The sequence below is a fragment of the Bradyrhizobium sp. LLZ17 genome, from assembly GCF_041200145.1.
Classification (GTDB): Bacteria; Pseudomonadota; Alphaproteobacteria; order Rhizobiales; family Xanthobacteraceae; genus Bradyrhizobium.
In genome coordinates, this window is record NZ_CP165734.1 from 346,655 (window position 1) to 373,486 (window position 26,832).

The following is a 26,832-nucleotide window of genomic DNA, read 5'->3' on the forward strand; positions in this document are numbered from 1 at the left end:
AAGGTTTCAATGCCGGCGCGGCGACGGATGATCCGGGTCTGCCGTCTCGGGCCCAGTGTCGTCGCGCATGTCGCCCTTGGTGTGTTCGAGCCGGCCGAAGAAATAGTCGAGGTTGGGATGCGGGCGTCGCGGGATGCGGCACCGGCGCTTCGGCTGACGCTTCACGAGTGCGATCTGCATGGCGTCAGGCCGGATAACGGTTGCGACCGATGCTAGGGGAACGCGCCGCGACCTTCACCGGTCCGGCTGATGGGCCAAAAACAACAAATGCACTAAAACCAAGCCACAACGCCACGCCAGTCCAAACCAGGGTCGTCGTCATGATGTGCTCCCGCCAAATCAGGCAGGAATCACTAGCGGTGATTTGCGCGAATCAGGGAAGTCCGGAGGAGTACGGATTCAGGTTGCAATTTTAGGCATTGCGCGCCGCAAACATCCGTAAGAACCGCAGATTGCCGGCGCAGCTGCGCTTCAGATCGCCTCGCCGCGTGCGGCTGCGGCGGCGTTGCGGATCGCCCCGATATTGGTCTTGTACGCCTCCTGCGTGCCGCCCTTGAACACCGAGGTGCCGGCAACGAAGGCGTTGGCGCCGGCCGCGGCAAGCGCGCCCGCCACCTCAGGCCCGACGCCACCGTCGACCTCGATATCGATCGGCCGGCCCGCAACCATGGCGCGGATGTCGCTGATCTTGCCGATCGCGGAGCGGATGAAGGCCTGACCGCCGAAGCCCGGATTGACCGACATCACCAGCACGAGGTCGACCAGGTCGAGCACGTATTCGAGCGCGCCGACCGGCGTGCCCGGATTGAGCGAGACGCCGGCCTTCTTGCCGAGCGCGCGGATCGCTTGCAGCGAGCGGTGAAGATGTGGACCCGCTTCCGCATGCACGGTGATGTGGTCGCAACCGGCCTTGGCGAAGGCCTCGAGATAGGGATCGCAGGGCGAGATCATCAGATGCGCGTCGAAGATCTTCTTTGTGTGCGGGCGCATCGCCTTGATGACGTCGGGGCCGTACGAGATATTGGGAACGAAATGCCCGTCCATCACGTCGAGATGAATCCAGTCGGCGCCGGCGGCATCCACCGCGCGCACCTCTTCGCCGAGCCTCGAGAAATCGGAGGCCAGGATCGAGGGCGCAATTGCCAGGGGTCGGGGGGCGAAGGCTTGGGTCATGGTGCTGTTTCCCGTGGCGGCCGAAAGAGCAATGGGCCTCGCCTAACATGGGCCTTCGCGCCCGGCAATGCAGGGGCGGTGAGCTTCCTGTGGGCGGAAATTCTTGCCGTCTCCGGCATGAATTGCCGATGGTCCCACGCCCCGCAAGGCGCGGTGGAGGCGGATTTCATTGAGCTTTTTGCGCTGGCACGACGCTTGCTGCTTGACCGCCGGAACATTGGCCGCGGCATGCCGCATCGGTTGGAGTTGTGCAATGTTGTTTGCGCTTGGTGCCGTCTCGAGTGCGCTTGATGCCATTCAGTCGCTGACAAACTCGAAATCCTCCTCCTCGGCGCAGAAGACGGGATCGTCGCAAGGCGCGGGCGCCAATCCGTTTGCGATCGACAGCGGCAGCAACAGCACGACCACCTGCGCGATCTCGTCGGTCAATTCCGGCAACGGCGCGCAGATCGCGCCGGAGACGATGAGCGCACTGATCGCCGCACAGAGCCAGTCGTCGGACAGCGCGACCAGCTCGACGTCGTCGAGCTCGGCATCGGCGAGCCGCGACGCTGCGCTGAAGGATCTGTTCTCGCAGATCGATGCGGACGGCGACGGCAAGATCACCAAGTCCGAATTCGAGAAAGCGCTGGGCGCCGGCGGCACCAACACCGCGCAGGCCGATGATGTGTTCTCGAAGCTGGACAAGAATTCCGACGGCAGCGTCAGTCTCGAGGAGATGTCCAAGGCGCTGAAGAGCGGCCATCGTGGCGGCCACCATCACGCGGGCGGCGCCAGCGGCTCCGGCGATGCGTCCGGCAGCGGCTCGGACTCCTCGTCGCAATCGAGCGGCGGGTCGACCTCGACCACGTCGACGGGTGCTGACGGCTCGACCACCACCACCGTCACCTATCCCGACGGTTTCAAGATGACCACGACGGTACCTGGCACGTCAGCCACCGGCAACTCGCCCTACGACTTGTTCGCACAATTGATGCAACGCCAGGGGCAGGCGTCGTCCGCGTCCTCAGCTTCATCGACATCTATGAGCGTGTGACGCGCGTTCTGAGGCACTAGCCAAACTGATCCTTCCACGCCGGCAGCGCGCCTGGCAATCGCAGCGCAGCTGCTTCGTAGATGCCGCGTGCGATCGCGCGGGCGACCACGTTGGCGGCGACCGTGCCGAGCTCGGTGAGGCCTGCAACGGGCTCGATCGGTTTCGCGCACGTCGCGGCGGCAAACAGCACGTCGCCGTCGGTAGGGGCGTGCACCGGATAGATCGCGCGGGCAAAGCCCGTGTGGGCGATCATCGCCAGCCGCTTGGCTTGCGGCTTGGTCAGCACCGCATCGGTGACGATGACGCCAATCGTGGTGTTTTCGCGCTCGCTTGCGGTAGGCCCGCCCTTGATGCGCATCTTGAGCATGTCGTCCGTGAACGCAGCGGGCAGTCCGTGGCCACCGAACTCGCGGTTGATCTCGAACGGCGCCGCCCAGAACCACGGCCCGTCGCCGACAGTGACGCTGCCCACCGCATTGACGGCGACGATCGCCGCGACCTTGACGCCGCCGGTCGTCACTGCCGAGGCCGAGCCGAGCCCGCCCTTGAACGTCGCGGTGGTGGCTCCCAGACCGGCGCCAACGCTGCCAAGCGCAAACTCCGTGCCGGCGCAAGCCGCCGCGGCGTAGCCGAGGTCGCGATAGGGTGAAAAACGGCCCCAGGCCTTGTCGCCGCCATTGAGAAGATCGAACAGGATCGCACCCGGCACGATCGGAATCAGCGCCTCGCGGACGCGGAAACCGCGCCCCTGTTCGGCGAGCCAGGCCTGGACCCCGCCGCCCGCGTCGAGGCCGAAGGCGGAGCCGCCCGACAGCGCGATCGCATCGACCCGCTCGACTGTGCTGGCGAGATCGAGCAATGCGTCCTCGCGCGTGCCGGGGCCGCCGCCACGGACGTCGATCGCCGCCACCGCCGGGGCATCGAAGATGATCGCGGTCGTGCCGGAGGCGACTTTTGCGTCCTCGGCATGGCCGACGCGAACGCCGGCAACATCGGTGAGAAGGTTTTTCAAGGACCGCACTCCATGCCGTGCCGTCTCAGCGATAGCGCACGGACGCCGCAGGCTCAACTCGCCAGCGCCGTCCTGAGCATTTTGGCGAGCTCGGACTTGCGGTATGGCTTTGCCAGCAGCAGCACGCCGGAATCGAGCCGGCCGTGGTGGACGATTGCGTTTTCGGTATAGCCCGACGTGAACAGAGTCTTGAGGTCGGGGCGCCGCCGCGCCGCCTCGTCCGCGAGCTGACGGCCGTTCATGTTGCCGGGCATGATGATGTCGGTGAAGAGCAGGTCGATGTCCTTGTCGGCATCGATGATGGTGAGCGCCTCGGCCGCATTGGCGGCTTCGAGCGCGGTATAACCGAGGCTCTTGACCTGAGTCATGACGTATTGCCGTACCAGCGCGTCGTCCTCGACGATCAGGATCTTCTCGTCGCCGCCGGTGATGGGCACGTTCTGGAGCGCCTCGTATTCGGTCTCCTGCACACCCGTGGAGCGCGGCAGGTAGATCTTCACGCTCGTGCCGTGGCCTTCCTCGCTGTAGATCTTGACGTGTCCGCCGGACTGCTTGACGAAGCCGAACACCATGCTGAGCCCGAGTCCCGTGCCCTTGCCGACTTCCTTGGTGGTGAAGAAGGGATCGAACACCCGATCGACCAGCTCGGCCGGAATTCCGGAGCCGGTATCGCTGACCGCGATCATCACGTAATTGCCGGGAGCGACGTCGGCATTCATGCTGGCATAGCCGTCGTCGAGAAAAATGTTGCGTGTCTCCAGCACCAGCGTGCCGCCTTCCGGCATGGCGTCGCGTGCGTTCAGCGCAAGGTTCAAGATCGCGGAGGTGAGCTGGTTGGGGTCGACCAGCGCGGGCCAGGCATCCTCGGTCAGCTGCGGCGTGATGGTGATCTGCTCGCCCAAAGTGGGATGCAGCAGCTTCGCGGCTTCGAGCGCCAGGGCATTGACGTCGATCTCGCGCGGCTGGAGCGGCTGCTTGCGGGCGAAGGCGAGCAGATGCTTGGTCAGCTGCGCGCCGCGCTCGGCGGCGTCGTCGATCAGCCTGGTGATGGCGGCGAGCTCGGGGCGGTCGGCAACGGCGTCCGCCAGGATGCCGATCGTGCCGGTGATGACGGTCAGCACGTTGTTGAAATCGTGGGCGACGCCGCCGGTCAGCTGGCCGATGGCGTCCATCTTCTGGACCTGCCTGAATTGTGCCTCTGCGGCTTGTTTGTCGGTCAGGTCGCGGCCAATGAAGAAATGGCGCTTGACCGGCTCGGACCACGTCCCCATCCAGTTCAGCGTGACCTCGTGACCGTCATAGTGGTAGTAGCGCGCCTCGAAGCTGCGTTTGATCTGGCCGCGGCGCGCCTCGCGCATCTCATGGCGGGTCCTTTCGAGATCGTCGGGATGGATGAACTCGGTCGCGCTGTGCCCGATCATATCGTCCGGGCTGAAGCCGAGGATGTCCTTCACGCTCGGGCTGACCTGGATGAAATTGCCAAAGCCGTCGGTCACCAGGATCAGATCCTGCGAGGTCTCGAAGATGCGCTGGCGCTCCTCGATTTCGCGGCGCAGTTTCTCCCGTGATTGTTTCTCCTCGGTGATGTCATGGGCGATCTTGGAAACCCCGATGATCTCTCCGCTGGCCGATCTCAACGGGGAAATATTCAGAACGACATCAACTTGGCGGCCGTCATTCCGGATACGGACCGTCTCGTGCTGGCCGATCGACTCGTTGCTGCTGATCCGGTTGAGAATACCTCTGACTTCGGCCTTCCGGTCCGGCGGCACGATGAGGTCGATCGGCTGCCCGACCGCCTCACTGGCGGAATAGCCGAACAGGCGTTCGGCAGCACTGTTCCAGCCCGTGATGACGCCATCCAGCGACTGGGTGATGATGGCATCGTTGGAGGATCTCGACCACGGCACCGTACAGCGCAAGGCGCTTGCCATAGAAGTCACGGTCCAGGGCCGATTGTTCGCGCAGCCTGCCGACCAGACCGACCGTTTGCGCCTGGAGGCGAACGTTCTCGATCAGCAGCACGGCGAGCACGAAGCTCGATGCGCCGAGGCTGTAGAGGCGGCCGGCGTAGAAGCCGAGATCGTAGCGAGCGACGTTGACGATCGCCGACAGGCCGATGTCGAATAGCCAGGCGCACATCGTGACCATGAGCCAGACGTCGATCACGCTGTGCGGTTTGCGGAACCACAGCGCTATCAGCGCTGCGAAGCTCAACGACCAGATGAACGATACCACCCCGGTCATGGTCGTGGTGTAGCGACCGTCTTTGAGCAGGACTGGCAGCAGATCGTGCTGCGCCGTAGCCACCCAGGTGATGGCGGTCATCGCCACGACCACACCGAGGACGGCGAGCGCGATCGAACGCTCGGTCGATCCCTCGATCTTGTTGCCACCGCTACCGTCCTTCAGCCAGCTATAGGCCAGCACGAACAGCGGGAACCCACCGTGACAGATCATGTAGAGCCAGATCGAGGTCTGTGAGCTGGCGCCCAGCAGTCCGGCCGGGGCGAACAGCCCGGGAAAGGTGAGGGCGTGGCTCGTAGCCGCCGCGGCCGTGAACAGATATCCGGCAGCCAGCCACAGCAGCGCGCGGCTGCGCAGGATCGCGAATTGTGACAGCAGCAGAACTGCGGTGATGATGTCGATGACCGCGAGGGCCGACTGGCAGCTGGCCAGGAACGCCGGCATTTGCATCAGCGGCGTACCCGCGAACGGAGCGGCCACCGCGAACAGGATCGTGGAGATGCCCACAATCGCCAATGCTGCAGTGCGATCGCTCTGCGTGGCGGGCAGCGTCGAAAGGAAAGTGCTTCGATCGTTCTTTGCGTGCACGTTGACCTCTCGCTCGGTCGGCATAGGGTATCTTTCAGAACTTCGTCGGCCGGCTTGCCCTAGTCTCCATGGTAACGCGCTCCGGGCACCGTTCCCAAGAGGACATGCCCACGACTCAACCGAAGGTTACAGTTTACTTAATTTGCGAAGGGATGCGGAACAGGAATCGGTAAGGTTGGCTTTACTGAACGGACCCATACTGCCTTGGCCAGGCCGCCGTTGGATTGAACCAATTAATGTTACGAGATCCGGGAGTTGTTCCCATGCCCCGTGTCCTAATTGTCGACGATCAGAAGGACGTCCGCGCCATGGTCGCCATCGTGCTCCGGGTCAACCACTATGACGTGGTCGAGGCGGACAGCGGGGCGGCCGGCCTGAAGGCCTTCAGCGAGAGCGCTTTCGACGCTGCGATTGTCGACATTTTCCTGGCCGAAACCAGCGGCGTCGACCTCATGGCGACCATTCGCGAGCGGGTTCCAGGATTCCCGATCGTGGCGATCTCCGGCATGACGGCGCTGGATTTCATCGGCGAAGCGCCCGGCCTTGCCAATGTGGTCTGCCTGCAAAAGCCGTTTCGGCCCAACGACCTGCTGCAGGCGCTCCAGAAGGCGCAACAAGCGGCGCGCGGAGAATTTTCCGCGGCCGTCTGACCGCGCTTGAAAAGACAACGCCCCGGCGGACCGGGGCGTTGGTGACATCTGGTAAAAGGTCAGGCGTTCTGTCTCAGGTGCCGTTGCCCTTGATCTCGGAGTAACCGCCCTTGGCGTCCCACTTGTAGACGACATAGTCGAGCTGCTTGATGTCGCCCTTGGAGTCATACTCGATCGGGCCGATCACGGTGTCCCACTTGCCGGCCTTGATGGCCGCCATGACCTTCTTGGCATCGGTGGTGCCGGCCTTCTTGGCTGCCTGCGACCAGACCTGCATCGCCGCATAGGTGTAGAGCGTGTAGCCCTCAGGGTCGATGTTCTTGGCCTTGAAGGCGTCGACGATCTTCTTTGCGGTCGCCTTCTCGCGCGGATCGGGACCGAAGGTGAACAACGTGCCTTCACCGGCAGGGCCGGTGATGGAGGCGTACTCCTTGTCGGCAAGCGCGTCGCCGGCCATCAGGATCGTCTTGAGCCCCTGGTCGCGCATCTGGCGCAGGATCAGGCCGCTTTCCTGATGGTAACCGCCGACATAGACGAGATCGATATTGTCGCGCTTCAGGCGCGAGACGATCGCGTTGAAGTCCTTGTCGCCCTTGTTGTAGGACTCGTACATCTTCTCGGTGATGCCGGCCTTGTTGAGCGCCTTCTTGGTTTCATCGGCCAGACCCTTGCCATAGGTGGTCTTGTCGTTGAGGATCGCGATGTTCTTGCCCTTGAAGTTCTTGGCGATGTACTGGGCCGCGACCAGGCCCTGCTGGTCGTCGCGGCCGCAGACGCGCGCCACGTTCCACAGTCCGCTATCGGTGAACTTCGGATTGGTGGAGGCGGGGGTAATCTGGAGCACGTTGCCGTCGGCATAGGCCTCCGAGGCCGGGATCGACGAGGACGAGCAATAGTGCCCGGCGACGAACGGGATCTTCGCGCTCGCGATCTTCTCGGCGACCGAGCGTGCCTGCTTCGGATCGCAGGCGTCGTCCTCGATATCGAGCGCGAGCTTCTTGCCATTGACGCCGCCGGCCGCGTTGATGTCAGCCACGGCCATTTCGGCACCGTTCTTCATCTGGCGGCCGAAGGCCGACTCGCCGCCGGTCATCGGGCCTGCGACTGCGATGGTGACATCCTGCGCGAACGCCGCGCTCGACAGCGCGATAGACGCACCGAATGCCAGACCGATGAGCTTGAGTGATTTCATGAGATACCTCGCGGGGTGGTCGCCTGTGGAAGTTGCCGGGGATGCCCGGTCCAAACCGGCGCCATTGTTGAATGAATCTTCGGAGAAGTCACCGGCAAAATACGGACATGCGCGGAGATATCGCCATATTCGGCCGGACGGGGTCCGGCATTGGGCGGCCTCAGCCGTGCCGCCCGCCTTCCAGATAGGCGGCGCGAATTTCGGGACGCTGCAACAACTCGGCGCCGGTTCCCGCCAGCGTAATCAGGCCATTGACCATGACGTAGCCGCGATGCGCGAGCTTGAGCGCATGGTTGGCGTTCTGCTCGACGATCAGGACGGTCAGGCCATCCTGCCGGTTCAAGGCGCGGATCGCGTCAAAAATCTGCCGGGCGATCAGCGGCGCCAGCCCGAGCGAGGGTTCATCGAGCAGGAGCAGGCGAGGGCGGCTCATCAAAGCGCGGCCGATCGCCAGCATCTGCTGCTCGCCCCCGGACAGCGTGCCGCCGCGCTGGACGTAGCGCTCCTTCAGCCGCGGAAACAGCGAGAAGACGCGCGCAAGCGTCGCCTCCCGCTCGGCCTCGGTGCATGAGGTGGCGTCCGCTCCCATCTGGAGGTTTTCCGCCACGCTCATGCGCGGGAAGATGCGGCGGCCTTCCGGCGCTTGCGCGATGCGCAAATGCGCGATCTCGTGGGTCGGAACGTCGGTGATGTCGCGGCCTTCGTACAGGATCTGGCCGGCGCGGGCGCGCGGCTTGCCGAAAATCGTCATCATCAGCGTCGACTTGCCGGCGCCGTTGGCGCCGATCAGGGCGACGATCTCGCCGGCATTGATCTCGACGTCGACGCCCTTGAGCGCCTCGATCTTGCCATAGGCGGCATGCAGGCCACGGATCGCGAGCAGGGGAGCAGGCGCCATCACGAGCCGCTCTCCATCACGGCCACGGCCTCTTCCTCGTCGGTGCCGAGATAGGCTGCGATCACCTTGGGGTCGTCGCGGACCGCGCGCGGCGATCCTTCAGCGATCTTCACGCCATGGTCCATCACCACGATGTGGTCGGAGATCTCCATCACCACGGACATGTCGTGCTCGATCAGCAGGATCGAGGTGCCGAGTTCGTTGCGGATCGAAAGCAGCAGCTCGCTCAGGGCGGCGCTTTCACGCGCATTGAGGCCGGCGGCGGGTTCGTCCAGGCACAGCAGCGCGGGCTCGGTGCACATCGCGCGCGCGATCTCGAGCCGCCGCTGGTCGCCATAGGCGAGATTGCCGGCGGCATCGTCGGCGCGGTCGAGCAGGTTGATCCGCTTGAGCCAGTCAGTGGCGAGCTCGATCGCGTGCTTTTCGGCGTCGCGGTAGGTCGGCGCACCGATCAGGCCGAGGAAGGTGAAGCCGGAGGCGAGCATCAACGCGTTGTGCTGCGCCACCATCAGGTTTTCCAGCGCGGTCATGCCGGGAAACAGGCGGATGTTCTGGAAGGTGCGGGCCACCTTGGCCTGCTTCGCGATGCGAAAATCGTTCAGCCGCTCCAGCGCGATGACCTTGCCGTCGTCATGGGTGAGGCGGATGGTGCCGCCGCTCGGCTTGTAAAAACCCGTGATGCAGTTGAACACGGTGGTCTTGCCGGCGCCGTTCGGTCCGATCAATGCCGTGATCTTGTTCCGCTCGGCCGCGAGCGAGAGCTCCTGCACGGCGACGATGCCGCCGAAGCGCATGGTGAGCTGGTCGACCTTAAGGATTGTCTCGCCGCTCATCCGTGCCCTTCCTTGACGAGGTCGGACGAGATCGCCTGAGCCTTGGTCAGAAACACGGTCGGCGCGCGATGGCCGATCAGGCCGCGCGGCCGCCAGATCATGATCAGCACCATGGCAATGCCAAACACCAGCATGCGGTAGGTCTCGAGGCTGCGGAACAGCTCGAAGCCGCCGATCATGGCGAGTGCTGCGAGCGCCACGCCGAGCTGCGAGCCCATGCCGCCGAGCACGACGATGGCGAGCACCAGCGCCGATTCCTGGAAGGTAAAGGATTCCGGGCTGATGAAGCCCTGCCGCGTGGCGAAGAATGCGCCGGCAAAGCCGCCGAACATCGCCCCGGTCGCGAACGCGGTGAGCTTTGTGGTCGTGGTGTTGATGCCGAGCGCGCGGCAGGCGACTTCGTCCTCGCGCAATGCCTCCCAGGCCCGGCCGATCGGCAGGCGGCGCAACCGGATCGTGACCCAGTTGGTGAGAAGCGCGAGCGCCAGGATCAGGTAAAACAGGAAGACGATGCGATGGGTCGGCGAATATTCGATGCCGAGCTTGGCGGCGAGCCCGTTGTCGCTGTTATCGAGCGGGATGCCGAAGAAGGAGGGGCGCGGAATGTTGGAGACACCGTTGGGCCCGCCGGTCAAATCCTGCCAGTTGATGATGACGAGGCGGATGATCTCGCCGAAGGCGAGCGTCACGATGGCGAGATAATCGCCGCGCAGTCGCAGCACGGGGAAGCCAAGCAGTACGCCCCAGAACGCGGCCAGGATGCCGGCGAGCGGCAGGCACACCCAGAAAGACCAGCCGAAATTGGTGGCCAGCAGCGCGTAGGAATAGGCGCCCACCGCATAGAACGCGACGTAGCCGAGATCGAGCAGGCCGGCGAGGCCGACCACCACGTTCAGCCCCCAGCCCAGCATCACATAGGTGAGCACGAGGATCGCGAGGTCGAGGATGTAGCGCTGGTCATAGAAGATCACCGGCACCAGCACCGTGAAAATCAGGAGCGCCGGGGCGACATAGCGGCCGAGCAACGACATTCCGCTTTGCACCGCGGGTGGCACCAGCTTTTCGGCACCGGTCGGAGCGATCCACTGCCGCAACAGCTCGATCACAATCGAACCGCCAAAAACGGCAGCGACAATCGATGCAAGATCGCCGAAGCGGGTCCAATAGGTGAGTTGGCCGTCGGAGCCCGCCTCGGTGCGGATGCCGATCATCAGCGAGAACAACACCAGCGCGATCAGTGCATTGATGAAGGCGGTCTTCAGAAGGGCGGGGATGCCGGCGGTGCGACTGGCGTGCGTGGTCTTGGGCGGAGTGGGTGTCACGCGGCGGCCGTCAGACTTTTTCGACTTCGGGACGGCCGAGCAGGCCGGTCGGCATGAAGATCAGCACGACGATCAGGATCGAGAACGCCGCGACGTCCTTGTACTCGACCGAGAAATAGGCCGACCAGAACGTCTCGATCAGGCCAATGGCGAGGCCACCGAGCATGGCGCCGGGGAGCGAGCCGATGCCGCCGAGCACGGCAGCGGTGAACGCCTTGATGCCGGCGACAAAGCCCATGAAGAAATCGACCAGGCCGTAGTAGAGCAGGTACATCAGGCCCGCGACCGCGGCGAGCGCCGCACCGATCACGAACGTCATGGAGATGGTGCGGTCGACGTTCACGCCGAGCAGCGCCGCCATGGTCTGGTCCTGCTCGCAGGCGCGCATGTCGCGCCCGAGCCGGGTGTGCGAGACCAGCCAGGTGAAGATCGCCAGCAGCACGATGGTGGTGACGACCACCATGATCTGGATGTTGGAGAGCTGGATCACGAAGCCGTTCGCGCTTTCATGCAGCGTGTAGCCGCCGGTGATGAAGGGCGGGATCGGCTTGACCCGGGCGCCTTGCGCCACCTGCGAGTAATTGGTCAGCACGAAGGACATCCCGATCGCCGACAGCATCGGGGCGAGGCGGAAGGAGTGGCGGAGCGGCCGGTAGGCGATGCGCTCGATGGTCCAGCCGTAGAGGGCTGTGATCGCCATCGAGACCAGCAGCACGATGAGCAGGATCACCGGGATCGCGGTCAAGCCGGTCGAGATCAGGAGCAGGAAAGTGATCAGGGCGACGAAGCCGCCGATCATGAAAATGTCGCCATGGGCAAAGTTGATCATGCCGACGATGCCATAGACCATCGTGTAGCCGATCGCGATCAGGCCATAGATCGAGCCGAGCACGAGACCGTTGATGAGCTGCTGGGTGAAATAATCCATAGGCTGCCGTTTACCCTGACACCGCTCAAAGGGAGCTCTTGAGAAAGAGTTCTTCAAGTTTTCTTCTTGGGCCCCGGCAGCCCTTGAGCATTCTTCCCGTTTTGTAACAGGAGGGAACTGGCGCCCGCAACTGGCGATGCGGGGGCATGATAGTTTGTACAGAGGTCATTTTCGTGTTCCGCTCTCCCGTGTTCTGGAGGAAACCGGGGTTCCGTATCCGGCGGACGGGGCGATTAAGGTAAACAAAGGGTTTAAATTGCCGCCACAGTCCGATGCGAGTTAGCTCCCCGCAAAGCCGTCGCCTTCCGTCGAAGGCTTCAGGCCAACGAAGCGGGAAGCGGATGTTCAGGAACTGGCGGATCGGCTCGGTCAACGGCGCGCTGCTGGCGGCGTATTTCATTCCGGCCTGGACGCTGGTCGCCTTCAACATCGTGGTGGCGCCGGTGCACGGCCTCTACGAGCGCCCGAGCGTCGCGGTCGCACTGTTCCTCAGCGACAATCTCCAGATGTCCGGCATCGGCACGGTGCGCGCCGCCTGGCTCCTGGCACTTGGACGACTGACCGTGGTGGCGTTCTTTGCGATCTATCTCGCGCTTCTCTGCATTCCCCGCACCCGCAAGTCTGGCGGCAGCGACGAGGCGCTCGGCATCGGGCTGGCGATCGGCAGCCTGATCTCGTTTGCGAGCATGGTGATGGCCTCGAAGGTCGGCGAGATGGCCGCACTGCGGCTGCACGCCACCGAGCTCCTGCTCTTGCTCGGTGCTGCCATCGTCCTGGTGATCGAACGCCCGGAGGCGCCGCCGCGGACCGCCGCGGCTGCGGCGCCGCTAGCTCTTGAGCAGGCCGAGCTCCTGCACAATCGCTGAGGCTTCCTTCACGGCGTGGTTCGCCGCCGGGACTCCGCAATAGATCGCCTGCTGCAGCAGAATTTCCTTGATGTCATCGGGGGTGAAGCCGCCTTCGGCCAGCGCCGCGCGCACATGCAGGCGGAATTCGTCCCATTGCCCGAGCGCGACCATGGTGCCGATCACCAGCACCCGCCGGGTGCGCTCGTCGAAATGCGGCCGGGTCCAGATCTCGCCCCAGGCGTAGCGCGTGATCATGTCCTGGAAATCGGTATTGAAGGCGTTGCGGTTGGCGATCGACTTGTCGACCCAGGCATTTCCGAGCACTTTTCGGCGCACATTCATGCCGGCATCGCGGCGCTTCTGGTCGTCCATGGTCTTTCCTCCGGATCAGTCATTCCGGGGCGCCTCGGAGAGGCGAACCCGGAATCTGGAAGTGGGTGAAATGCGGATCGAGATTCCGGGTTCGATGCTTCGCATCGCACCGGAATGACGATGGCGCGATCAGCGCTGCGTCAGGAACCCCACCACCGCGTCGGTGAACGCGTGCGGCTGCTCGACATTGGAAATGTGGGCGGCGTCGATGATGGTCATGCTCGCGCCGGGAATTTTTGAGCGGATCAGTTCGCCCGCCGAGATCGGCGTTGCCATGTCGTGGCGGCCGGCGATCACCAGCGTCGGGCTCTTGATGCGGGCCAGCAGATCGCGCTGGTCGAGCGTCGAGAGCGCCTCGCAGCAGGCGAGATAACCCTCGACGGGGCTCGCGAGCAGCATCGCCTTCATCCTGGCGGCGATCTGCGGCTCGCGCTCGCGGAAATCGGCGGTCAGCCAGCCGGCGATGACGGCGTCGGCCACCGCTGCGATGCCGCCTTTCTTCACCGCCTCGATGCGTTCCAGCCATTTGGTCGGCTCCGCATAGTAGCAGGAAGTGTTGGCGAGGATCAGTCTGCCGAATCGTTCAGGCGCGTTCGCGCCGAGCCATTGCCCGACCATGCCGCCCATCGAAAGGCCGCACCAATGCACCTTCTCGATGTTGAGATCGTCGAGGATCGCGAGCACGTCGCGGCCGAAGCGTTCCATAGAGTAGGGGCCGGACGGCACTCCGGACTTGCCGTGGCCGCGGCGGTCGTAGCGGATGACGCGGAACACCTGCGTCAGCGCCTTCATCTGCGGCTCCCACATCTGCAGCGTGCAGCCGAGCGAGTTGGAGAGCATCAAGGTCGGCCCGCCGTCGCGACCCTCGACGGAGACGTTGAGCAGGCAACCGTCGGCATCGATCATGGGCATTGCGACGTCTCCATTCTATGTGCGCTCACGGCTGCTCTATTCGCGATCGAGGCTGTCGAGCAGCCGGTCGATGAGAGCTTGCGAGACGCCTTGATAGGCCATCGGTTCGAACAATGCCGCAATTTTCTGCGGCGCAAGATGCGCCGTGACCTGCGAGATCGCCTGACAGGACCTCGCGCAGATGCTTCTTCTCCGCGAGCGCGCGCTTGCTCGCGGCCTCGACCAGATGATGCGCATCGCTCTTGCCGATCTTTTCGGCCAGCGCAAAGGTGACCGCTTCGGCCATGATGAGCCCGTGGGTCGCATCGAGATTGCTGCGCATGCGCGCGACGTCGACCTCGAGCCCTTCGGCGATGTCGACGACGGCCGTGAGCGCGCCCGAGGTGACCAGCATCAGCTGCGGCAGCGTCGGCCATTCCGCATGCCAGGGCCCGGCGCTGCGCTCGTGGTCCTGCACCTGGGCCGCAAAAATTGTCGCGGCGAGCTGCGGGGCCATGGTCGCACAGCCGAGCGCGCTTGCGGCCGCGACCGGGTTGCGCTTGTGCGGCATGGTCGAGGAGCCGCCGCGGCCCTCGCCGGCGGGCTCAAAGGCTTCCGCGACGTCGGTCTGCATCATCAGCGAGACGTCGCGTGCGATCTTGCCGCAGCTTCCGGCGAGAATCGCGAAACACGACGCAGCCTCCGCGATCCGGTCGCGATGGGTGTGCCAGGGCGCCTCGGGCAGCGGCAGATTGAGCTCCTGTGCCAGCCGTTCGGCTACCATGAGCCCCCTGTCGCCGAGCGCTGCGAGGGTGCCGGCGGCACCGCCGAATTGCAGCGCGAGCCCGTCGCGACGCAGCCGCCTCAGCCGGCAGCGCGCACGGGCGAGGCTTGCGGCATATTCGGCGGCCTTGAGCCCGAACGGCATCGGCAGCGCGTGCTGGAGCCAGGTCCGTGCCACCATCGCGGTGTTGCGATGAGTGCGCGCAAGCGCGGCAAAACCCTTGATGGCACGGCTGAGGTCGGCGTCCAGCGCATCGATGCCTGCGCGCAGCGTCAGCATGGTCGCGGTGTCGATGACGTCCTGGCTGGTCGCGCCCCAATGCACGTAGCGCGCGGCCTCTGCGTCGGTCTTGCCGGCATTCGCAGTCAGCGCCTTGACCAGGGAATCGCCAGATTGCCCGAGCGCACCGCGGCCTGCGCCAGCGCGGCGAGGTCGAAAGTATCCGCCTTGCAGGCGGCTTCGATCGGGCCCACTGCGCTCCCGGGGATCACGCCCGTAGCGGCTTCGGCCCGGGCCAAAGCTGCCTCAAAATCGAGCATGCTCTGCAGGGTGGAGCGGTCGTCGCAGACCGCGCGCATGGCCGCGCTCGACAGCATCGGCGCGAGCAGGGGGAGAGGGATGTGCTCATGTTGTGCGCGACCTAACCACCATGGGCCGGCTCTGCCAATCCCAAACCGCGCGGCTAAGCATTTTGCGGTTGCGAATATGCATTGCACGTGGCCGGGCTTGCCCTTTCCTTTGCGGCGTCCGTGCGTTACTTGAGCAGCATTATAGTTTCGCGATCCGGGAGGCGCCCCCATGGCCATGACGATGAACGGCGAAGTCCAGCTTGCGGCGCCGCGCGAGGCCGTCTGGGAGAAGCTCAACGATCCCGCCGTGCTGAAGGCCTGCATCCCCGGTTGCGAGGAGCTGGAAAAGACCGACGACGGCGGTTTCCGCGCGACGGCGAAAATGAAGGTCGGCCCGGTGTCGGCGCGGTTCAAGGGCAAGGTCATGCTGAGCGATCTCGACCCGCCGAACGGCTACAAGATTTCCGGCGAAGGCGAGGGCGGCGTGGCTGGCTTCGCCAAGGGTGGCGCGGTGGTGAAGCTCGCGGAGAAAGACGGCGGCACACTGTTGTCTTACGAGGTCGAGGCCCAGATCGGCGGCAAGTTGGCGCAGCTCGGCCAGCGCCTGATCAACGGCACCGCCAAGAAACTTGCCGACGAGTTTTTCGCCAATTTCGCCAAAGCCGTACAGGGCTGAAGGCCTTGCCTTTTGTCATGGCGGCTTGCGTCCCGGGCGATGTTGCCCCAGCGGACAATGGCCCATATGATGGGTTCGAATAATTATAAAAAACCGCTTCGACGGGACCCGTCGGGGCGCTGAAGAGAGTGCTTATGGCGAAAATCTCCCTCATCGTGAACGGCAATCCTGTAACCGCCAATATCGATCCGCGTACGCTGCTGGTGCAGTTCCTGCGCGAGAATCTGCGGCTGACCGGCACCCATGTCGGCTGCGACACCTCGCAGTGCGGCGCCTGCGTCGTCCATCTCGACGGCAAGGCAGTCAAATCCTGCACCACGCTTGCCGTGATGGCCGACGGCCACGAGGTCAAGACAATCGAGGGACTGGCGGCGGACGGCGCGCCGCTGCATCCGATGCAGGAGGCCTTCCGCGAGCACCATGGCCTGCAGTGCGGATTCTGCACGCCCGGCATGATCATGACCGCGATCGACCTCGTGCATCGCAAGGGCAACGAGCTCGACGACCACACCATCCGCGAGGAGCTGGAAGGCAATCTGTGCCGCTGTACCGGCTACCAGAACATCGTCGCCTCGATCGCCGCCGGCGCGAAGGCGATGGCGAAATCCGATCTCGCGTAACCCACGCGCACTCCGCGATCAGGACATTCACATGTACGAATTCAAATACCATCGCCCTGCAACCGTGCGGCAGGCGGCCAACCTCCTGGTGAAGAACGAAGACGCCAAGCTGATTGCCGGCGGCCATGCCCTCGTTCCGGTCATGAAGCAGCGCCTTGCCAGCCCCCCTCATCTGGTCGACCTCTCCCATATCGAGGGGCTCAACACGATCGAGATGAAGGGCCGCGCGCTGGTGATCGGCGCCACCGCCAAGCACGCCGAGGTCGCGACCTCCGCCATCGTCGGCGAAGCGATCCCGGCGCTGGCCAATCTTGCCGGCGGAATCGGCGATCCCGCGGTGCGCCACAAGGGCACCATCGGCGGCTCGCTCGCCAACAACGATCCGACCGCGGACTATCCGGCCGCCGTGCTCGCGCTCGGTGCGACCATCGTCACCAACAAGCGTCGCCTGAAAGCGGAAGAGTATTTCCAGGGCCTGTTCACGACGGCGCTGGAGGCCGACGAGATCATCACCAAGGTGATGTTCCCGGTGCCCAAGAAGGCGGCCTACGTCAAATTCCGCAACCAAGCCTCGCGCTATGCGTTGGTCGGCGTGTTCGTGGCACGGCGTCCGTCGGACGTGCGTGTCGCCGTCACCGGTGCCGGTTCCGAAGGCGTGTTTCGCGTTACCGCGTTTGAAGAAGCCTTGAAGAAGCGCTTCGCCGCGAAGGCGCTCGATGGCATCGAAGTGCCGGCCGAGGGGTTGAACAGCGACATCCACGGCAGCGCCGAATACCGCGCGCATCTCATCGGAGTGCTGACCCGGCGCGCCGTCGATGCCGCCAACGCCAAGGAATAGATGGGTCTGCCGATTGGCCCAACACTTGCCCCGTGTCAGGGCGTAGCGAGACTGGCTCTTTCATGAATTCAGCGGCCAATACCTCCGGTGCCTTGCCGGCATCGGTCGAAGCGATGCTCGAACTCCTGACCTCGCGCGGCTACCTCGCCGAGCGGTCGCTCGCCACGGTGGCGTATCTCGCGCTGCGCATGGGCCGGCCGCTGTTCCTCGAAGGCGAGGCCGGCGTCGGCAAGACCGAGATCGCAAAGGTGCTATCGGCGGCGCTCGGGCGCAAGCTGATCCGCCTGCAGTGCTATGAAGGCCTCGACGTCTCCTCGGCCGTCTACGAATGGAATAGCGCCGCGCAGATGATCGCGATCCGGATGGCGGAAGCCGCCGGTGATACCGATCGCGATCAATTGTCGTCGGACATCTTCGCCGACCGCTACATGATCAAGCGGCCGCTGTTGCAGGCGCTGGAGCCGGATGTGGCGGGGCCGCCGGTGCTGCTGATCGACGAGCTCGACCGCGCCGACGAAGCGTTCGAAGCCTATCTGCTCGAGATCCTTAGCGACTTCCAGGTGACGATCCCCGAGTTCGGCACCGTGAAGGCGCCGCATCCGCCGATCGTCATCATCACCTCGAACCGCACCCGCGAGATCCACGACGCGCTGAAGCGGCGCTGTCTTTATCACTGGGTCGACTATCCCGCCGCCGACCGCGAGCTTGCGATCGTCAAGTCGCGCGTGCCCGGCATCTCCGCAAAGCTGTCGCAGCAGGTCGTGCGCTTCGTGCAGGCCCTGCGCAACCAGGATTTCTACAAGTCGCCGGGCGTCGCCGAAACCATCGATTGGGCCACCGCGCTCTCGGAGCTCGACGCCCGCGCGCTGACCCCGCAAGTGGTCGGCGATACGCTGGGCGCGCTGCTCAAGTACCAGGACGACATCACGCGGATGCAGGGCGATGCCTTGGAGAAGGTGCTGAAGGAAGCGACGAGCGAGAATTGACCACCGTCGTTCCGGGGCGATGCGAAGCATCGGACTATGGTGCGCAATTGCGCACCTGAGAACCACGAGATTCCGGGTTCGCTCGTTTCACTCGCGCCCCGGAATGACGGGGAGGATAGCTGAACCATGGCCATCAACTACCTGGCGCCCGAGCGGACCGAGCAATTCGCCGACAACATCGTCGGCTTTGCCCGCGCGCTGCGCGCCGCTGGCATTCCGGTCGGGCCGGGCACCGTCATCGATGCCGTGAACGCGCTCCAGGTGATCGACATCGGCAGCCGCGCCGACGTCTTCGCCACGCTGGAGGCGATCTTCGTCAAGCGCCGCGAGCATGCGCTGATCTTCAAGCAGGCCTTCAACCTGTTCTTCCGCGCCTCGGAAGAGTGGAAGCACATGCTCGACTCGGTGCCGCTGCCGGATAGCGCGAAGAAGAAGCCGCCGGCCGGCTCGCGCCGCGTGCAGGAGGCGATGTCGCAGCCGCGCATGACGGAGACGCCGCAGCACCAGCAACAGGATCTGCGTCTGTCGGTGTCCGACAAGGAGATCCTCCAGAAGAAGGATTTCGCGCAGATGAGCGCGGCGGAGATTGCCGAGGCGCTGCGCGCGATCGAGCGAATGCGGTTGCCGCAGGCCGAGCTTCTCACGCGCCGGCATCGGCCCGATCCACGCGGCCTGCGCCTCGACCTGCGCCGCACCTTGCGCGCCTCGCTTCACACCGGCGGCGACATCATCGACATCCACCGCCTCGGGCGTATCGAGAAGCCGGCGCCGATCGTGGCGCTGCTCGATATCTCGGGCTCGATGAGCGAGTACACCCGCCTGTTCCTGCATTTCCTGCACGCCATTGGCGACGCGCGAAAACGCGTCTCGGTGTTCCTGTTCGGCACTCGCCTCACCAACGTGACCCGGGCGCTGCGCCAGCGCGACCCCGACGAGGCGCTGGCGAGCTGTTCCGCGGCGGTGGAGGACTGGGCCGGCGGCACGCGGATCTCGGGGTCGCTACACAATTTCAACAAATTGTGGGCGCGGCGCGTGCTGAGCCAGGGCGCTATCGTGCTGCTGATCTCCGATGGGCTGGAACGGGAGGCCGATTCCAAGCTCGCCTTCGAGATGGACCGGCTGCACCGCTCGTGCCGGCGGCTGATCTGGCTCAACCCGCTGTTGCGGTTCGGCGGCTTCGAGGCCAAGGCGCAGGGCATCAAAATGATGCTCCCGCACGTTGACGAATTCCGCCCGGTACATAATTTGAGTTCGATCCAGGAGCTGATCAGCACGCTCTCCCGGCCGCTGCCGCCGCATCACCGCAGCCTGATCCGCTCCGCAGCCTGAGAGGTCAACCATGCTCGATCGCGACGAGGATATCCTGAAGGCGGCAGAGGACTGGCAAAAAGCCGGTCGTGGCGTCGCTCTGGCGACGGTCGTGGACACCTGGGGCTCGGCACCGCGTCCGGCGGGCTCGAGCCTCGTCATCAATGACGAGGGCACGTTCCTGGGGTCGGTCTCCGGCGGCTGCGTCGAGGGCGCCGTGGTCACCGAGGCCATGGATGTGATCCAGAGCGGCAAGCCGAGGATGCTCGAATTCGGCGTCGCCGACGAGACCGCCTGGAACGTCGGGCTGTCCTGCGGGGGCACCATTCGCGTCTTCGTCGAAAAGGTCGGCTAGCCGTGAAGCTCGAGATCTTGCACGAACTCAACGCCGAGCGCGCCGCGCGCCGGCCGGTGATTCTGGTCACCGACACGGAGAGCGGTGAGCAGCGGCTGGTGAAGGCAAAGGACTTCGCGAAAGACCCGCTGGCTGCCGAGCTGGACAAGCAGCTTCGCATGGGCAAGAGCGCCAGTGTCGAGGCCGGGGGCAAGAGGCTCTTCCTCAACGTCTACGCGCCCACGGCAAAGCTGGTCATTGTCGGCGCGGTCCATATCAGCCAGGCGTTGGCGCCGCTCGCACGCTCGCTCGGCTACGACGTCACCGTCGTCGATCCGCGCACGGCCTTTGCGAGCCCCGAGCGCTTCCCGGATGTTCCGCTCGTGGCCGAGTGGCCCGACACGGCGCTGCCGCCGCTCAATGTCGATGCCTACACCGCCTTTGTCGCAGTGACGCACGATCCCAAGATCGACGATCCCGCGCTGCTGCACGCCTTCGAACGCAACTGCTTCTATATCGGCGCGCTCGGCTCGCGGAAGACTCATGCCAAGCGCGGCGAGCGGCTGCGGGCGCAGGGTGCGACCGAAAGCGACATCGCGCGGATTCACGCGCCGATCGGGCTTGCCATCGGCGCCGTCTCGCCGTCTGAGATCGCGGTGTCCATCATGGCGGAGATCACGGCCGTGCTTCGCCTGCCGCCCAAGCAAAAAGAACAAGCGGCATGAAATTCGGTCCGGCGAGCCCCAGGGATGCGATCGGCGGGGTGACCGTCCACACCCTGCGCCAGGGAGCGCTGGTTTTGAAGAAGGGCACGACCATCGGCGCTGCCGAGGTCGAGGCGCTCGAGCGCGCCGGTATCAAGGACATCGTCGTGGTGCGGATGGAGACCGGCGATGTCTCCGAGGACGTCGCCGCCTCCAGCATCGCGCTGGCCGTCGGCGGCGACGGCATCCATGTCGAGCGCGCCTTCACCGGCCGCGCCAATCTGTTCGCCGCGCGCCCCGGCGTGTTGGTGATCGATCGCGCCGCGGTCGATCGCATCAACAATATCGACGAGGCCATCACCTTTGCGACGCTCTCCGCCTACAAGCCGGTGGTCGAGGGGGAGATGGTCGGCACCGTCAAGATCATCCCGTTCGGCGTGGAGCAAGGCTTGCGCGACGCCGCGGTGAAGGCCGCGGGCAAGGACGTGCTCAAGATCGCGCCCTATGTGATCAAGCGCGTCGGCGTGGTCTCGACGCTGCTGCCGGGGCTGTCCTCCAAGGTGATCGACAAGACGCTGCGCGTCACGGCCGAGCGGCTCGCACCGGCCGGCGCGGGCATCATCGCCGAGCGGCGCGTCGCCCATGAGGAGCGCGCGTTGTCGGCCGCGATCAAAGAGCTGCTCGGGCTTGGCGCCGAGCTCGTGATCGTGTTCGGCGCCTCGGCCATCGCCGACCGCCGTGACGTGATCCCGGCGGCCGTCACCGAAATCGGCGGCGAGATCGAGCATTTCGGCATGCCGGTCGATCCCGGCAATCTGCTGCTGATTGCGCGCGCCGGGGGTGTGCCGGTGCTGGGCGCGCCGGGTTGCGCGCGCTCGCCGGTCGAGAACGGTTTTGACTGGGTGCTGATGCGACTCTTGGCCGGCATCAAGGTGACGCGGTCCGAGCTGATGGGCATGGGCGTCGGCGGCCTCCTGATGGAGATCGTCACCCGGCCGCAACCGCGCGCCAAGCCGGAGATCGAGGGCAACAGCCGGGTCGCGGCCATCGTGCTCGCGGCAGGCCGCTCGACGCGGATGGGTGGGCCCAACAAGTTGTTGGCGGAGTTCAATGGCAAGAAGCTGGTGCGGATCGCGACCGAGCAGGCACTCGCCTCGAAGGCCTCCGAAGTGATCGTCGTGACCGGTCATCAGGCCGATCTGGTCGAACAGGCGCTTGCAGGATTAAAGGTGAAATTCGTCCGCAATCCGGATTTCACTGGCGGCATCGCAAGCTCGGTCAAGGCCGGCATCGCGGCGGTGCCTGACGGCTGCGACGGCGCATTGGTCTGTCTCGGCGACATGCCGCTGATCGATGCCAGCCTGATCGACCGCCTGATCGACGGCTTCGCGCCGGACCGCGGCAATCTCATCGTCGTGCCCGTCAGTGAAGGCCGCCGCGGCAATCCGGTGCTGTGGTCGCGGCGCTTCTTCAAAGAGTTGATGACACTCGACGGCGATGTCGGCGCGCGGCACTTGATCGCCAAGCATGCGGAGGCAGTCGCCGAAGTGACGGTCGACGGCGAGAGCGCCTTCCTCGATATCGACACGCCGCAGGCGCTGGACGCGGCACGGGGGGCGACGGTGCCGTAGGGTGGGCAAAGCGGAGCGTGCCCACCAATTTTGGAATGATGGTGTGGATGGTGGTGGGCACGGCGTTCGGCCTTTGCCCACCCTAATGGCTTTTCAATCGCTCGTTCACCATCTGGAAACGACCGCCGCTTAGAGTCTTCTCCACCTGCCTTGGGGGGAGGGGTTCTCCATGACTTCGAACGTCGTCGCGCGCCGTTGCGCGATGTTTTTCTTTGCGCTGTCGGTTTGTGTCGCCGGCGCCCGCTACATCACTGAAGCCCACGCCGCCGGTGCGTTTGCAGTCGGCAAGTGCGGCGCCTATGGCCAGGCCTTTGACTATGGCGCCGAGCACGAGGCTCGCGCCGCGGCGCAAAAGCAATGCAAGGGTGAATGTACGACAGTGACGATGAAGCGCGCCTGCGCGGCGATGTCGGTCGATCTCGCCAATCCCTGCGGCGCCTACGGCTATGCCGTCAAGCCGAAGATCTCGGCCTCGCTCAATGCCGCCACGCGCGAATGCTACAAATTTGGCGGCAAGGAATGCGTGATCCGGGCCTGGGCCTGCGACGCCAAAGGCTGAAGGCTCTTAGCAGTCGCTGGCCCGCCGATCATGCCTCCGCTTCGGTCGACCAGGGCACCTTGGTCTTTACGAAGTCCGACCATGCCTTCCGCAGCCGCGGCTCGACGCCGACCATCGCGTGGGCCTGCCAGCCCGCGATCGCGGCTGCCGCAGTGGCGCCGGCCGAGGACTCGATGCCGATATCCGCGAGCAGCGAAGCCGTCGTCGCCATATCGTTGTACAGTCCGAGCTCATGTTGCAGGACGGCCAGCGCTTTGAAAAAACGCTTGGCTGATTTTCGCTGCCCGTACAGCGGCAGCAGGAAGTCGGCGACGTAACGCAATTTTTTGGCAGCGAGCCGCACCTGGTGCAGCTCTTCCGTCGTGCGCGATTTGAAACGGCGGCCGCGCTTGAGCAGTTTCGCATGCTGAGCCGAGAGAATGCGGTGTGCGAAATTCAGGGCGGGCTCGGCCAGTTGCGCCAGATGTTCCGGAGCGGCGTCGCTGCGCCAGCCGCGGGTTTCGATCCAGCTGCCAAGCCCGATCAGGAAATACGAGGCGCGGCGATCGGCCAGCACCAGGCGGACCTTGTCGTAGCACGCGCCCCGGCGTTGCTCGACGGCCGCCTCCAATGCGTCGAAGCCCGCGATCGCCGGACAGCCTTGCGCAACGACACCCAGGGTCTGGTGCTGGAACACGTCCCAGTCGCGCGCGGGGGATAGAGTTTGCGCCAGCCATTTGGCCTCTGAGCGCAGCAGGTCGACCTTGCTCAGCGACACCACCGATCGCATCAGGTCCAGTACGGATCGCAGGCGTCGCAGCGCCACGCGAAGCTGGTGAATGCCCTCGGCATCGCGCCCGTCCTCGGCGGCGGGCAGAGACTGGAGCAGATGATGCAGACAGGCACGCAGGATCGCCGCAAACGCCTCGTCGAGCGATGCGGAGGGATCAAGGCGTATCTTGCGCGGCCTTGTCGCGGCTGGTGGGTTGTCGGCCGCAAGGTCAAATCCGCGCGCCGATTTGCTGCGAATGGACGGCCTGGCCGGCCCATGCTCCGCCAGCCGCAGCGCCAGCTCGTAGATGGCGGATGGGTTACCACCTTTGAGTTCCAGCTCGATCTCGCTGACCGGCATCGATCGGTCGCCGGATGTCAGATGCCCCCGGTCGAAGGCGACCTCGACCGTGCCGGACGGCAGGTCGACGACGCGCTGATGCCGGCGAATGTCGGTGGTGAAGATCGCTTCCAGCGGCTGCCGTTGGAGTTCGGCGCGCAGCTTGTCCGGGATGAAGGGCAGCACCAGCGCGATGTCGGGAGCCATGGACGAGACGCTAGCTTCCCATTCGCCGCGGCGCAGCGGATCGTTGCCGAGTTCGGCCTTCACCGTCTGCGTGAAACGCGTGCCGCTCTGGCGGACACGAAAACTCAATCCGTTGCGCTGGAGCGTACGCTTGGGCGTGTCGTAGTAGACGGCCCTGAGGTGTTTCCGTGAACCCTTGTTGCGCGCGTTCGCGACGATGACGGGCGCCTTGCCGAAATCCGCCAGGCGATCCGCGTTCACAAGCAGCTTGAGCTCGATCTCGGTGGCACGTGGGGCAATCTCGCCAGAGGTTTCCCCGCGCATCGGTTCGGCGCGCGTTTCATCGGCGGAACGGCCGACCTGCACGCACGCTTCGGGCGAAACCCCGTCGTTGCGGAACTCGGAACCAGACCTTGCGCTGGAAACGGCGGAGTTCTTGTTTGCCTTCCCGTCCACCGGCAACGGATGACCATTGGTCTTCGTCGGACGCTGCGCGGGTTCGAAGGATCGCTTGATGGCGCCAATTTCCGACATTCGCAATTTGTGACAGTTCGATGACAGGGGCGCGCGAGATATAGCCCGCCTGACTCGCGAGGAGAAGTGCAGCCGAGCGCATCTCGCTTGAAATTTCCGAACTGTGATCGATAGGTCAATCCGAGTTACATTCGCAGCCGCAATCGTCGCGCGAGAAATCCTGCTGTCTTTCTCGGCGGTTGGAAGCGTGTGGGAGAATTCATGCTGTTCGACACGAAAGTCGCCGTTGTCATTCGCAACGATCTCGAGGCCTGGCAGAAGCTCAATGTCGCGTCGTTCCTGACGAGCGGCGTCGCTGCCGCGTTTCCGGAATGCATTGGCGATGCCTATGAGGACGCCTCTGGAACAAGATATCTTGCGATGATCGGCCAGCCGATCCTGATCTATGGCGCCGATGGTCCGGCCTTGTCGCGCGCACTCGATCGTGCGCTCACGCGCAACGTCGCGCCGGCGGTTTACACCGAGGGCATGTTCAAGACCACGCACGACGCGGCCAATCGTGAGGTGGTGAAGGCGGTGGCGCGTGCTGACCTCAATCTCGTCGGCATCGCTATGCGCGCCGAGCGCAAGGTGATCGACAAGATCGTCGATGGATTGAAATTCCACAGTTGACGAAGGTGCCGGTGTTGGCCGTTGAGGCTCTCCCGCAAGGCTTGCGGGGGAGGGAGCGCACCTTCCGCGCGGCCGCGATCAACCCAATCAATCGCTACCGCGGCGGCATGGTCTCGAATTTCGTCAGCTCCGGATCCAGATGATCCCAGCCATGTCCGCGCGCGGCGTAGGTGACGACCTGCGGCTTGAAGCGGGCCGGCTCGTCGAGGCTCGCTGCGCGGATGGTGAAGATTCCGGGCTGTGCTGCGAAGGTCATGTAGACCGGCACACCGCACACGGCGCAGAAGGCGCGCGTCTTCACGCCGCCGCTGTCGCTGACCATGTCCCATCGGCTGGCCTCGCCCGTCAAGGTGACGCCGTCGCGCGCGAACGTGGCGTAGAGCCGTGGCCGGTGCCGCTCTCGCGCTGGCAGTCCCGGCACTGGCAGTGATTGGCGAATAACGGCTCGCTGGCTATCGAGTAGCGGATCGCGCCGCAGGCGCAGCCGCCGGTATAGGGCTTCTTCATCGCGATAATTCCTTACTTGGCTTCGCCGCTGATCTCGTCGAGCTGGCGAACCACCTTCTTCCAGCCGCCGCTCATGCCCGTGTAGGCCGTGTCGTTCCCGGGCAGAACGAAGCCCGCATGAACCAGCCGGATGCGCGTGCCGGCTTCGACCGGGGTGAGGGACCAGGTCACGACCGTATCGAGCGGTGCGCCGTAGCCGGTGTTGCGCGCGTCGCCGCCCTTCCAGGCGTAGACGAGGCGCCGGTTCGGCACGACCTCCAGCACCCGGCAATGGATCACGCCGTCCCAGGCGCCGCCCGGGGCGGTCTGGTACGTGAAGGTGTTGCCTTCGACGGCTTCGAAGCCGGTCGGCGGCATCAGCCAGCGTGCGATCAACTGGGCACTGGTCAGCGCTTTCCAGATCGTCTCGGGCGCGTGAGGGAACACCTCATCGATCACGATGTCCCGGATATCTTTTTGGATAGCTTGTTGGGCCTCGGCTTTCAGCTCGGCAGCACTCACGGGTCGATCTCCTTCAAGAGGTCACGCAGGTTCTGGAAGCGCTCGCGCCAGAAGACGCCGTAATGATCCATCCAGGTGACCAGCGGCTCGAGTCCTTGCGGCGCAGCGCGGTAATAGACGTTGCGACCATCGGCACGCTCGGCGACCAGGCCCACCTGCTTTAGCGATTTCAGGTGCTGCGAGATCGCGCCCTGGGTCACGCCCGAGCCGCGCGTCAGCTCGGCGACGCTGATCTCCTTGCTCTCGAACACGCGCTCGAACACGGCACGCCGGGTCGGATCGGCGAGGGCGCGCATCACGGCGGTGACGGGGTTTGGGGCGGTTTCGATCATGCCGACTAATTAGCGTAGGCTAATGCATTAGTCAAGACTAATGTCTTCCTCGGTCGGGAGCGCTCATCTGA

General features: G+C 64.7%; 27 protein-coding genes and 3 pseudogenes. 13 read left to right on the top strand and 17 right to left on the bottom strand.

The window, feature by feature from the left end:
* Positions 1-6: 6 nt before the first annotated feature.
* From AB8Z38_RS01635 to rpe, 3 genes are all read right to left on the bottom strand, one after another.
* Positions 7-180, bottom strand: a complete 174-nt coding sequence (locus AB8Z38_RS01635) for a hypothetical protein (protein WP_369722769.1) — start codon at positions 178-180, stop codon at positions 7-9.
* A 4-nt stretch (positions 181-184) separates the two neighbouring features.
* Entirely contained in the window at positions 185-322 is a 138-nt protein-coding gene (locus tag AB8Z38_RS01640) for a hypothetical protein (protein WP_369722770.1), read from the bottom strand.
* 149 nt (positions 323-471) lie between these two features.
* Positions 472-1,173 carry a ribulose-phosphate 3-epimerase gene (rpe, locus tag AB8Z38_RS01645; protein WP_369722771.1) on the bottom strand — a complete coding sequence of 234 codons (702 nt, stop codon included), beginning with the start codon at positions 1,171-1,173 and terminating at the stop codon, positions 472-474.
* Positions 1,174-1,426: 253 nt separating this feature from the next.
* Between rpe and AB8Z38_RS01650 the strand changes: the two genes are divergently transcribed.
* Entirely contained in the window at positions 1,427-2,209 is a 783-nt protein-coding gene (locus AB8Z38_RS01650) for an EF-hand domain-containing protein (protein ID WP_369722773.1), read from the top strand.
* A 16-nt stretch (positions 2,210-2,225) separates the two neighbouring features.
* Here AB8Z38_RS01650 and AB8Z38_RS01655 read toward each other — a convergent pair whose 3' ends face one another.
* Together AB8Z38_RS01655 and AB8Z38_RS01660 are read right to left on the bottom strand one after the other, a co-directional pair.
* On the bottom strand, positions 2,226-3,221 hold the full coding sequence (locus AB8Z38_RS01655) for a P1 family peptidase (protein ID WP_369722775.1): 996 nt from the start codon (positions 3,219-3,221) through the stop codon (positions 2,226-2,228).
* Between the two features lie 53 nt (positions 3,222-3,274).
* A pseudogene (locus AB8Z38_RS01660) lies at positions 3,275-6,080 on the bottom strand (PAS domain S-box protein).
* A 239-nt stretch (positions 6,081-6,319) separates the two neighbouring features.
* On the opposite strand from AB8Z38_RS01660, the gene AB8Z38_RS01665 reads away from it, so the two are divergent.
* Positions 6,320-6,706 (top strand): response regulator, encoded by a 387-nt coding sequence (locus AB8Z38_RS01665; RefSeq protein ID WP_369722776.1) that lies wholly within the window; start codon positions 6,320-6,322, stop codon positions 6,704-6,706.
* A 73-nt stretch (positions 6,707-6,779) separates the two neighbouring features.
* Here the strand turns inward: AB8Z38_RS01665 and AB8Z38_RS01670 are convergent, their stop codons facing one another.
* The 5 genes from AB8Z38_RS01670 to AB8Z38_RS01690 all read right to left on the bottom strand — a co-directional run bounded on the left by AB8Z38_RS01670 (position 6,780) and on the right by AB8Z38_RS01690 (position 11,879).
* Positions 6,780-7,898 (bottom strand): branched-chain amino acid ABC transporter substrate-binding protein, encoded by a 1,119-nt coding sequence (locus AB8Z38_RS01670; RefSeq protein ID WP_369722777.1) that lies wholly within the window; start codon positions 7,896-7,898, stop codon positions 6,780-6,782.
* Positions 7,899-8,058: 160 nt separating this feature from the next.
* On the bottom strand, positions 8,059-8,796 hold the full coding sequence (locus tag AB8Z38_RS01675) for an ABC transporter ATP-binding protein (protein WP_369722778.1): 738 nt from the start codon (positions 8,794-8,796) through the stop codon (positions 8,059-8,061).
* Positions 8,796-9,629 (bottom strand): ABC transporter ATP-binding protein, encoded by an 834-nt coding sequence (locus AB8Z38_RS01680; RefSeq protein ID WP_369722779.1) that lies wholly within the window; start codon positions 9,627-9,629, stop codon positions 8,796-8,798. The genes AB8Z38_RS01675 and AB8Z38_RS01680 overlap by 1 nt, the downstream gene beginning before the upstream one ends.
* Entirely contained in the window at positions 9,626-10,903 is a 1,278-nt protein-coding gene (gene livM / locus AB8Z38_RS01685; protein ID WP_369726720.1) for a high-affinity branched-chain amino acid ABC transporter permease LivM, read from the bottom strand. Before livM ends, AB8Z38_RS01680 begins: the two co-directional genes overlap by 4 nt.
* Positions 10,904-10,961: 58 nt before the next feature.
* Positions 10,962-11,879 (bottom strand): branched-chain amino acid ABC transporter permease LivH, encoded by a 918-nt coding sequence (locus AB8Z38_RS01690; protein WP_369722780.1) that lies wholly within the window; start codon positions 11,877-11,879, stop codon positions 10,962-10,964.
* Between the two features lie 341 nt (positions 11,880-12,220).
* On the opposite strand from AB8Z38_RS01690, the gene AB8Z38_RS01695 reads away from it, so the two are divergent.
* Positions 12,221-12,745 carry a hypothetical protein gene (locus AB8Z38_RS01695; RefSeq protein WP_369722781.1) on the top strand — a complete coding sequence of 175 codons (525 nt, stop codon included), beginning with the start codon at positions 12,221-12,223 and terminating at the stop codon, positions 12,743-12,745.
* Here the strand turns inward: AB8Z38_RS01695 and AB8Z38_RS01700 are convergent.
* The 3 genes and pseudogenes from AB8Z38_RS01700 to AB8Z38_RS01710 form a co-directional block, all read right to left on the bottom strand.
* Positions 12,707-13,099, bottom strand: coding sequence for a carboxymuconolactone decarboxylase family protein (locus tag AB8Z38_RS01700; protein ID WP_014494190.1), 393 nt, complete (start codon positions 13,097-13,099; stop codon positions 12,707-12,709). The two genes, AB8Z38_RS01695 and AB8Z38_RS01700, sit on opposite strands and share 39 nt — an antisense overlap.
* 129 nt (positions 13,100-13,228) lie before the next feature.
* On the bottom strand, positions 13,229-14,011 hold the full coding sequence (gene pcaD, locus AB8Z38_RS01705; RefSeq protein ID WP_369722782.1) for a 3-oxoadipate enol-lactonase: 783 nt from the start codon (positions 14,009-14,011) through the stop codon (positions 13,229-13,231).
* 36 nt (positions 14,012-14,047) lie between these two features.
* Positions 14,048-15,402, bottom strand: a pseudogene (locus AB8Z38_RS01710) (3-carboxy-cis,cis-muconate cycloisomerase).
* Between the two features lie 170 nt (positions 15,403-15,572).
* On the opposite strand from AB8Z38_RS01710, the gene AB8Z38_RS01715 reads away from it, so the two are divergent.
* The 9 genes from AB8Z38_RS01715 (at position 15,573) to AB8Z38_RS01755 (ending at position 22,999) form a co-directional block, all read left to right on the top strand.
* Positions 15,573-16,019, top strand: a complete 447-nt coding sequence (locus AB8Z38_RS01715; RefSeq protein ID WP_369722783.1) for a carbon monoxide dehydrogenase subunit G — start codon at positions 15,573-15,575, stop codon at positions 16,017-16,019.
* Positions 16,020-16,153: 134 nt separating this feature from the next.
* Positions 16,154-16,639, top strand: coding sequence for a (2Fe-2S)-binding protein (locus tag AB8Z38_RS01720; RefSeq protein ID WP_369722785.1), 486 nt, complete (start codon positions 16,154-16,156; stop codon positions 16,637-16,639).
* 31 nt (positions 16,640-16,670) lie between these two features.
* Positions 16,671-17,477: a xanthine dehydrogenase family protein subunit M gene (locus tag AB8Z38_RS01725; protein ID WP_369722786.1), complete on the top strand. Its 807-nt coding sequence runs from the start codon at positions 16,671-16,673 to the stop codon at positions 17,475-17,477.
* A gap of 62 nt (positions 17,478-17,539) precedes the next feature.
* Positions 17,540-18,463 (top strand): AAA family ATPase, encoded by a 924-nt coding sequence (locus tag AB8Z38_RS01730; protein WP_369722787.1) that lies wholly within the window; start codon positions 17,540-17,542, stop codon positions 18,461-18,463.
* Between the two features lie 126 nt (positions 18,464-18,589).
* Positions 18,590-19,792, top strand: coding sequence for a VWA domain-containing protein (locus AB8Z38_RS01735; protein WP_369722788.1), 1,203 nt, complete (start codon positions 18,590-18,592; stop codon positions 19,790-19,792).
* A gap of 10 nt (positions 19,793-19,802) precedes the next feature.
* The gene (locus AB8Z38_RS01740; RefSeq protein WP_369722789.1) at positions 19,803-20,126 is read left to right on the top strand and encodes an XdhC family protein; all 324 of its coding nucleotides are present in this window, start codon (positions 19,803-19,805) and stop codon (positions 20,124-20,126) included.
* Between the two features lie 2 nt (positions 20,127-20,128).
* Positions 20,129-20,830, top strand: coding sequence for an XdhC family protein (locus AB8Z38_RS01745; RefSeq protein ID WP_369722790.1), 702 nt, complete (start codon positions 20,129-20,131; stop codon positions 20,828-20,830).
* On the top strand, positions 20,827-22,440 hold the full coding sequence (locus tag AB8Z38_RS01750; RefSeq protein ID WP_369722791.1) for an NTP transferase domain-containing protein: 1,614 nt from the start codon (positions 20,827-20,829) through the stop codon (positions 22,438-22,440). Before AB8Z38_RS01745 ends, AB8Z38_RS01750 begins: the two co-directional genes overlap by 4 nt.
* A gap of 169 nt (positions 22,441-22,609) precedes the next feature.
* Positions 22,610-22,999 carry a DUF4189 domain-containing protein gene (locus AB8Z38_RS01755; RefSeq protein ID WP_369722792.1) on the top strand — a complete coding sequence of 130 codons (390 nt, stop codon included), beginning with the start codon at positions 22,610-22,612 and terminating at the stop codon, positions 22,997-22,999.
* A gap of 28 nt (positions 23,000-23,027) precedes the next feature.
* Here the strand turns inward: AB8Z38_RS01755 and AB8Z38_RS01760 are convergent, their stop codons facing one another.
* Positions 23,028-24,809 (bottom strand): CHAD domain-containing protein, encoded by a 1,782-nt coding sequence (locus AB8Z38_RS01760; protein WP_369722793.1) that lies wholly within the window; start codon positions 24,807-24,809, stop codon positions 23,028-23,030.
* A 201-nt stretch (positions 24,810-25,010) separates the two neighbouring features.
* Here AB8Z38_RS01760 and AB8Z38_RS01765 point away from each other — a divergent pair, with 201 nt between their 5' ends.
* Complete coding sequence (locus tag AB8Z38_RS01765) at positions 25,011-25,421, top strand: DUF2000 family protein (protein WP_369722794.1); 411 nt, start codon at positions 25,011-25,013, stop codon at positions 25,419-25,421.
* A gap of 94 nt (positions 25,422-25,515) precedes the next feature.
* Here AB8Z38_RS01765 and AB8Z38_RS01770 read toward each other — a convergent pair.
* From AB8Z38_RS01770 to AB8Z38_RS01780, 3 genes and pseudogenes are all read right to left on the bottom strand, one after another.
* Positions 25,516-25,928: pseudogene (locus AB8Z38_RS01770) on the bottom strand (GFA family protein).
* 12 nt (positions 25,929-25,940) lie between these two features.
* Entirely contained in the window at positions 25,941-26,429 is a 489-nt protein-coding gene (locus AB8Z38_RS01775) for an SRPBCC domain-containing protein (protein ID WP_369722795.1), read from the bottom strand.
* Positions 26,426-26,761, bottom strand: a complete 336-nt coding sequence (locus tag AB8Z38_RS01780) for an ArsR/SmtB family transcription factor (RefSeq protein WP_369722796.1) — start codon at positions 26,759-26,761, stop codon at positions 26,426-26,428. Before AB8Z38_RS01780 ends, AB8Z38_RS01775 begins: the two co-directional genes overlap by 4 nt.
* Between the last annotated feature and the right edge of the window lie 71 nt (positions 26,762-26,832).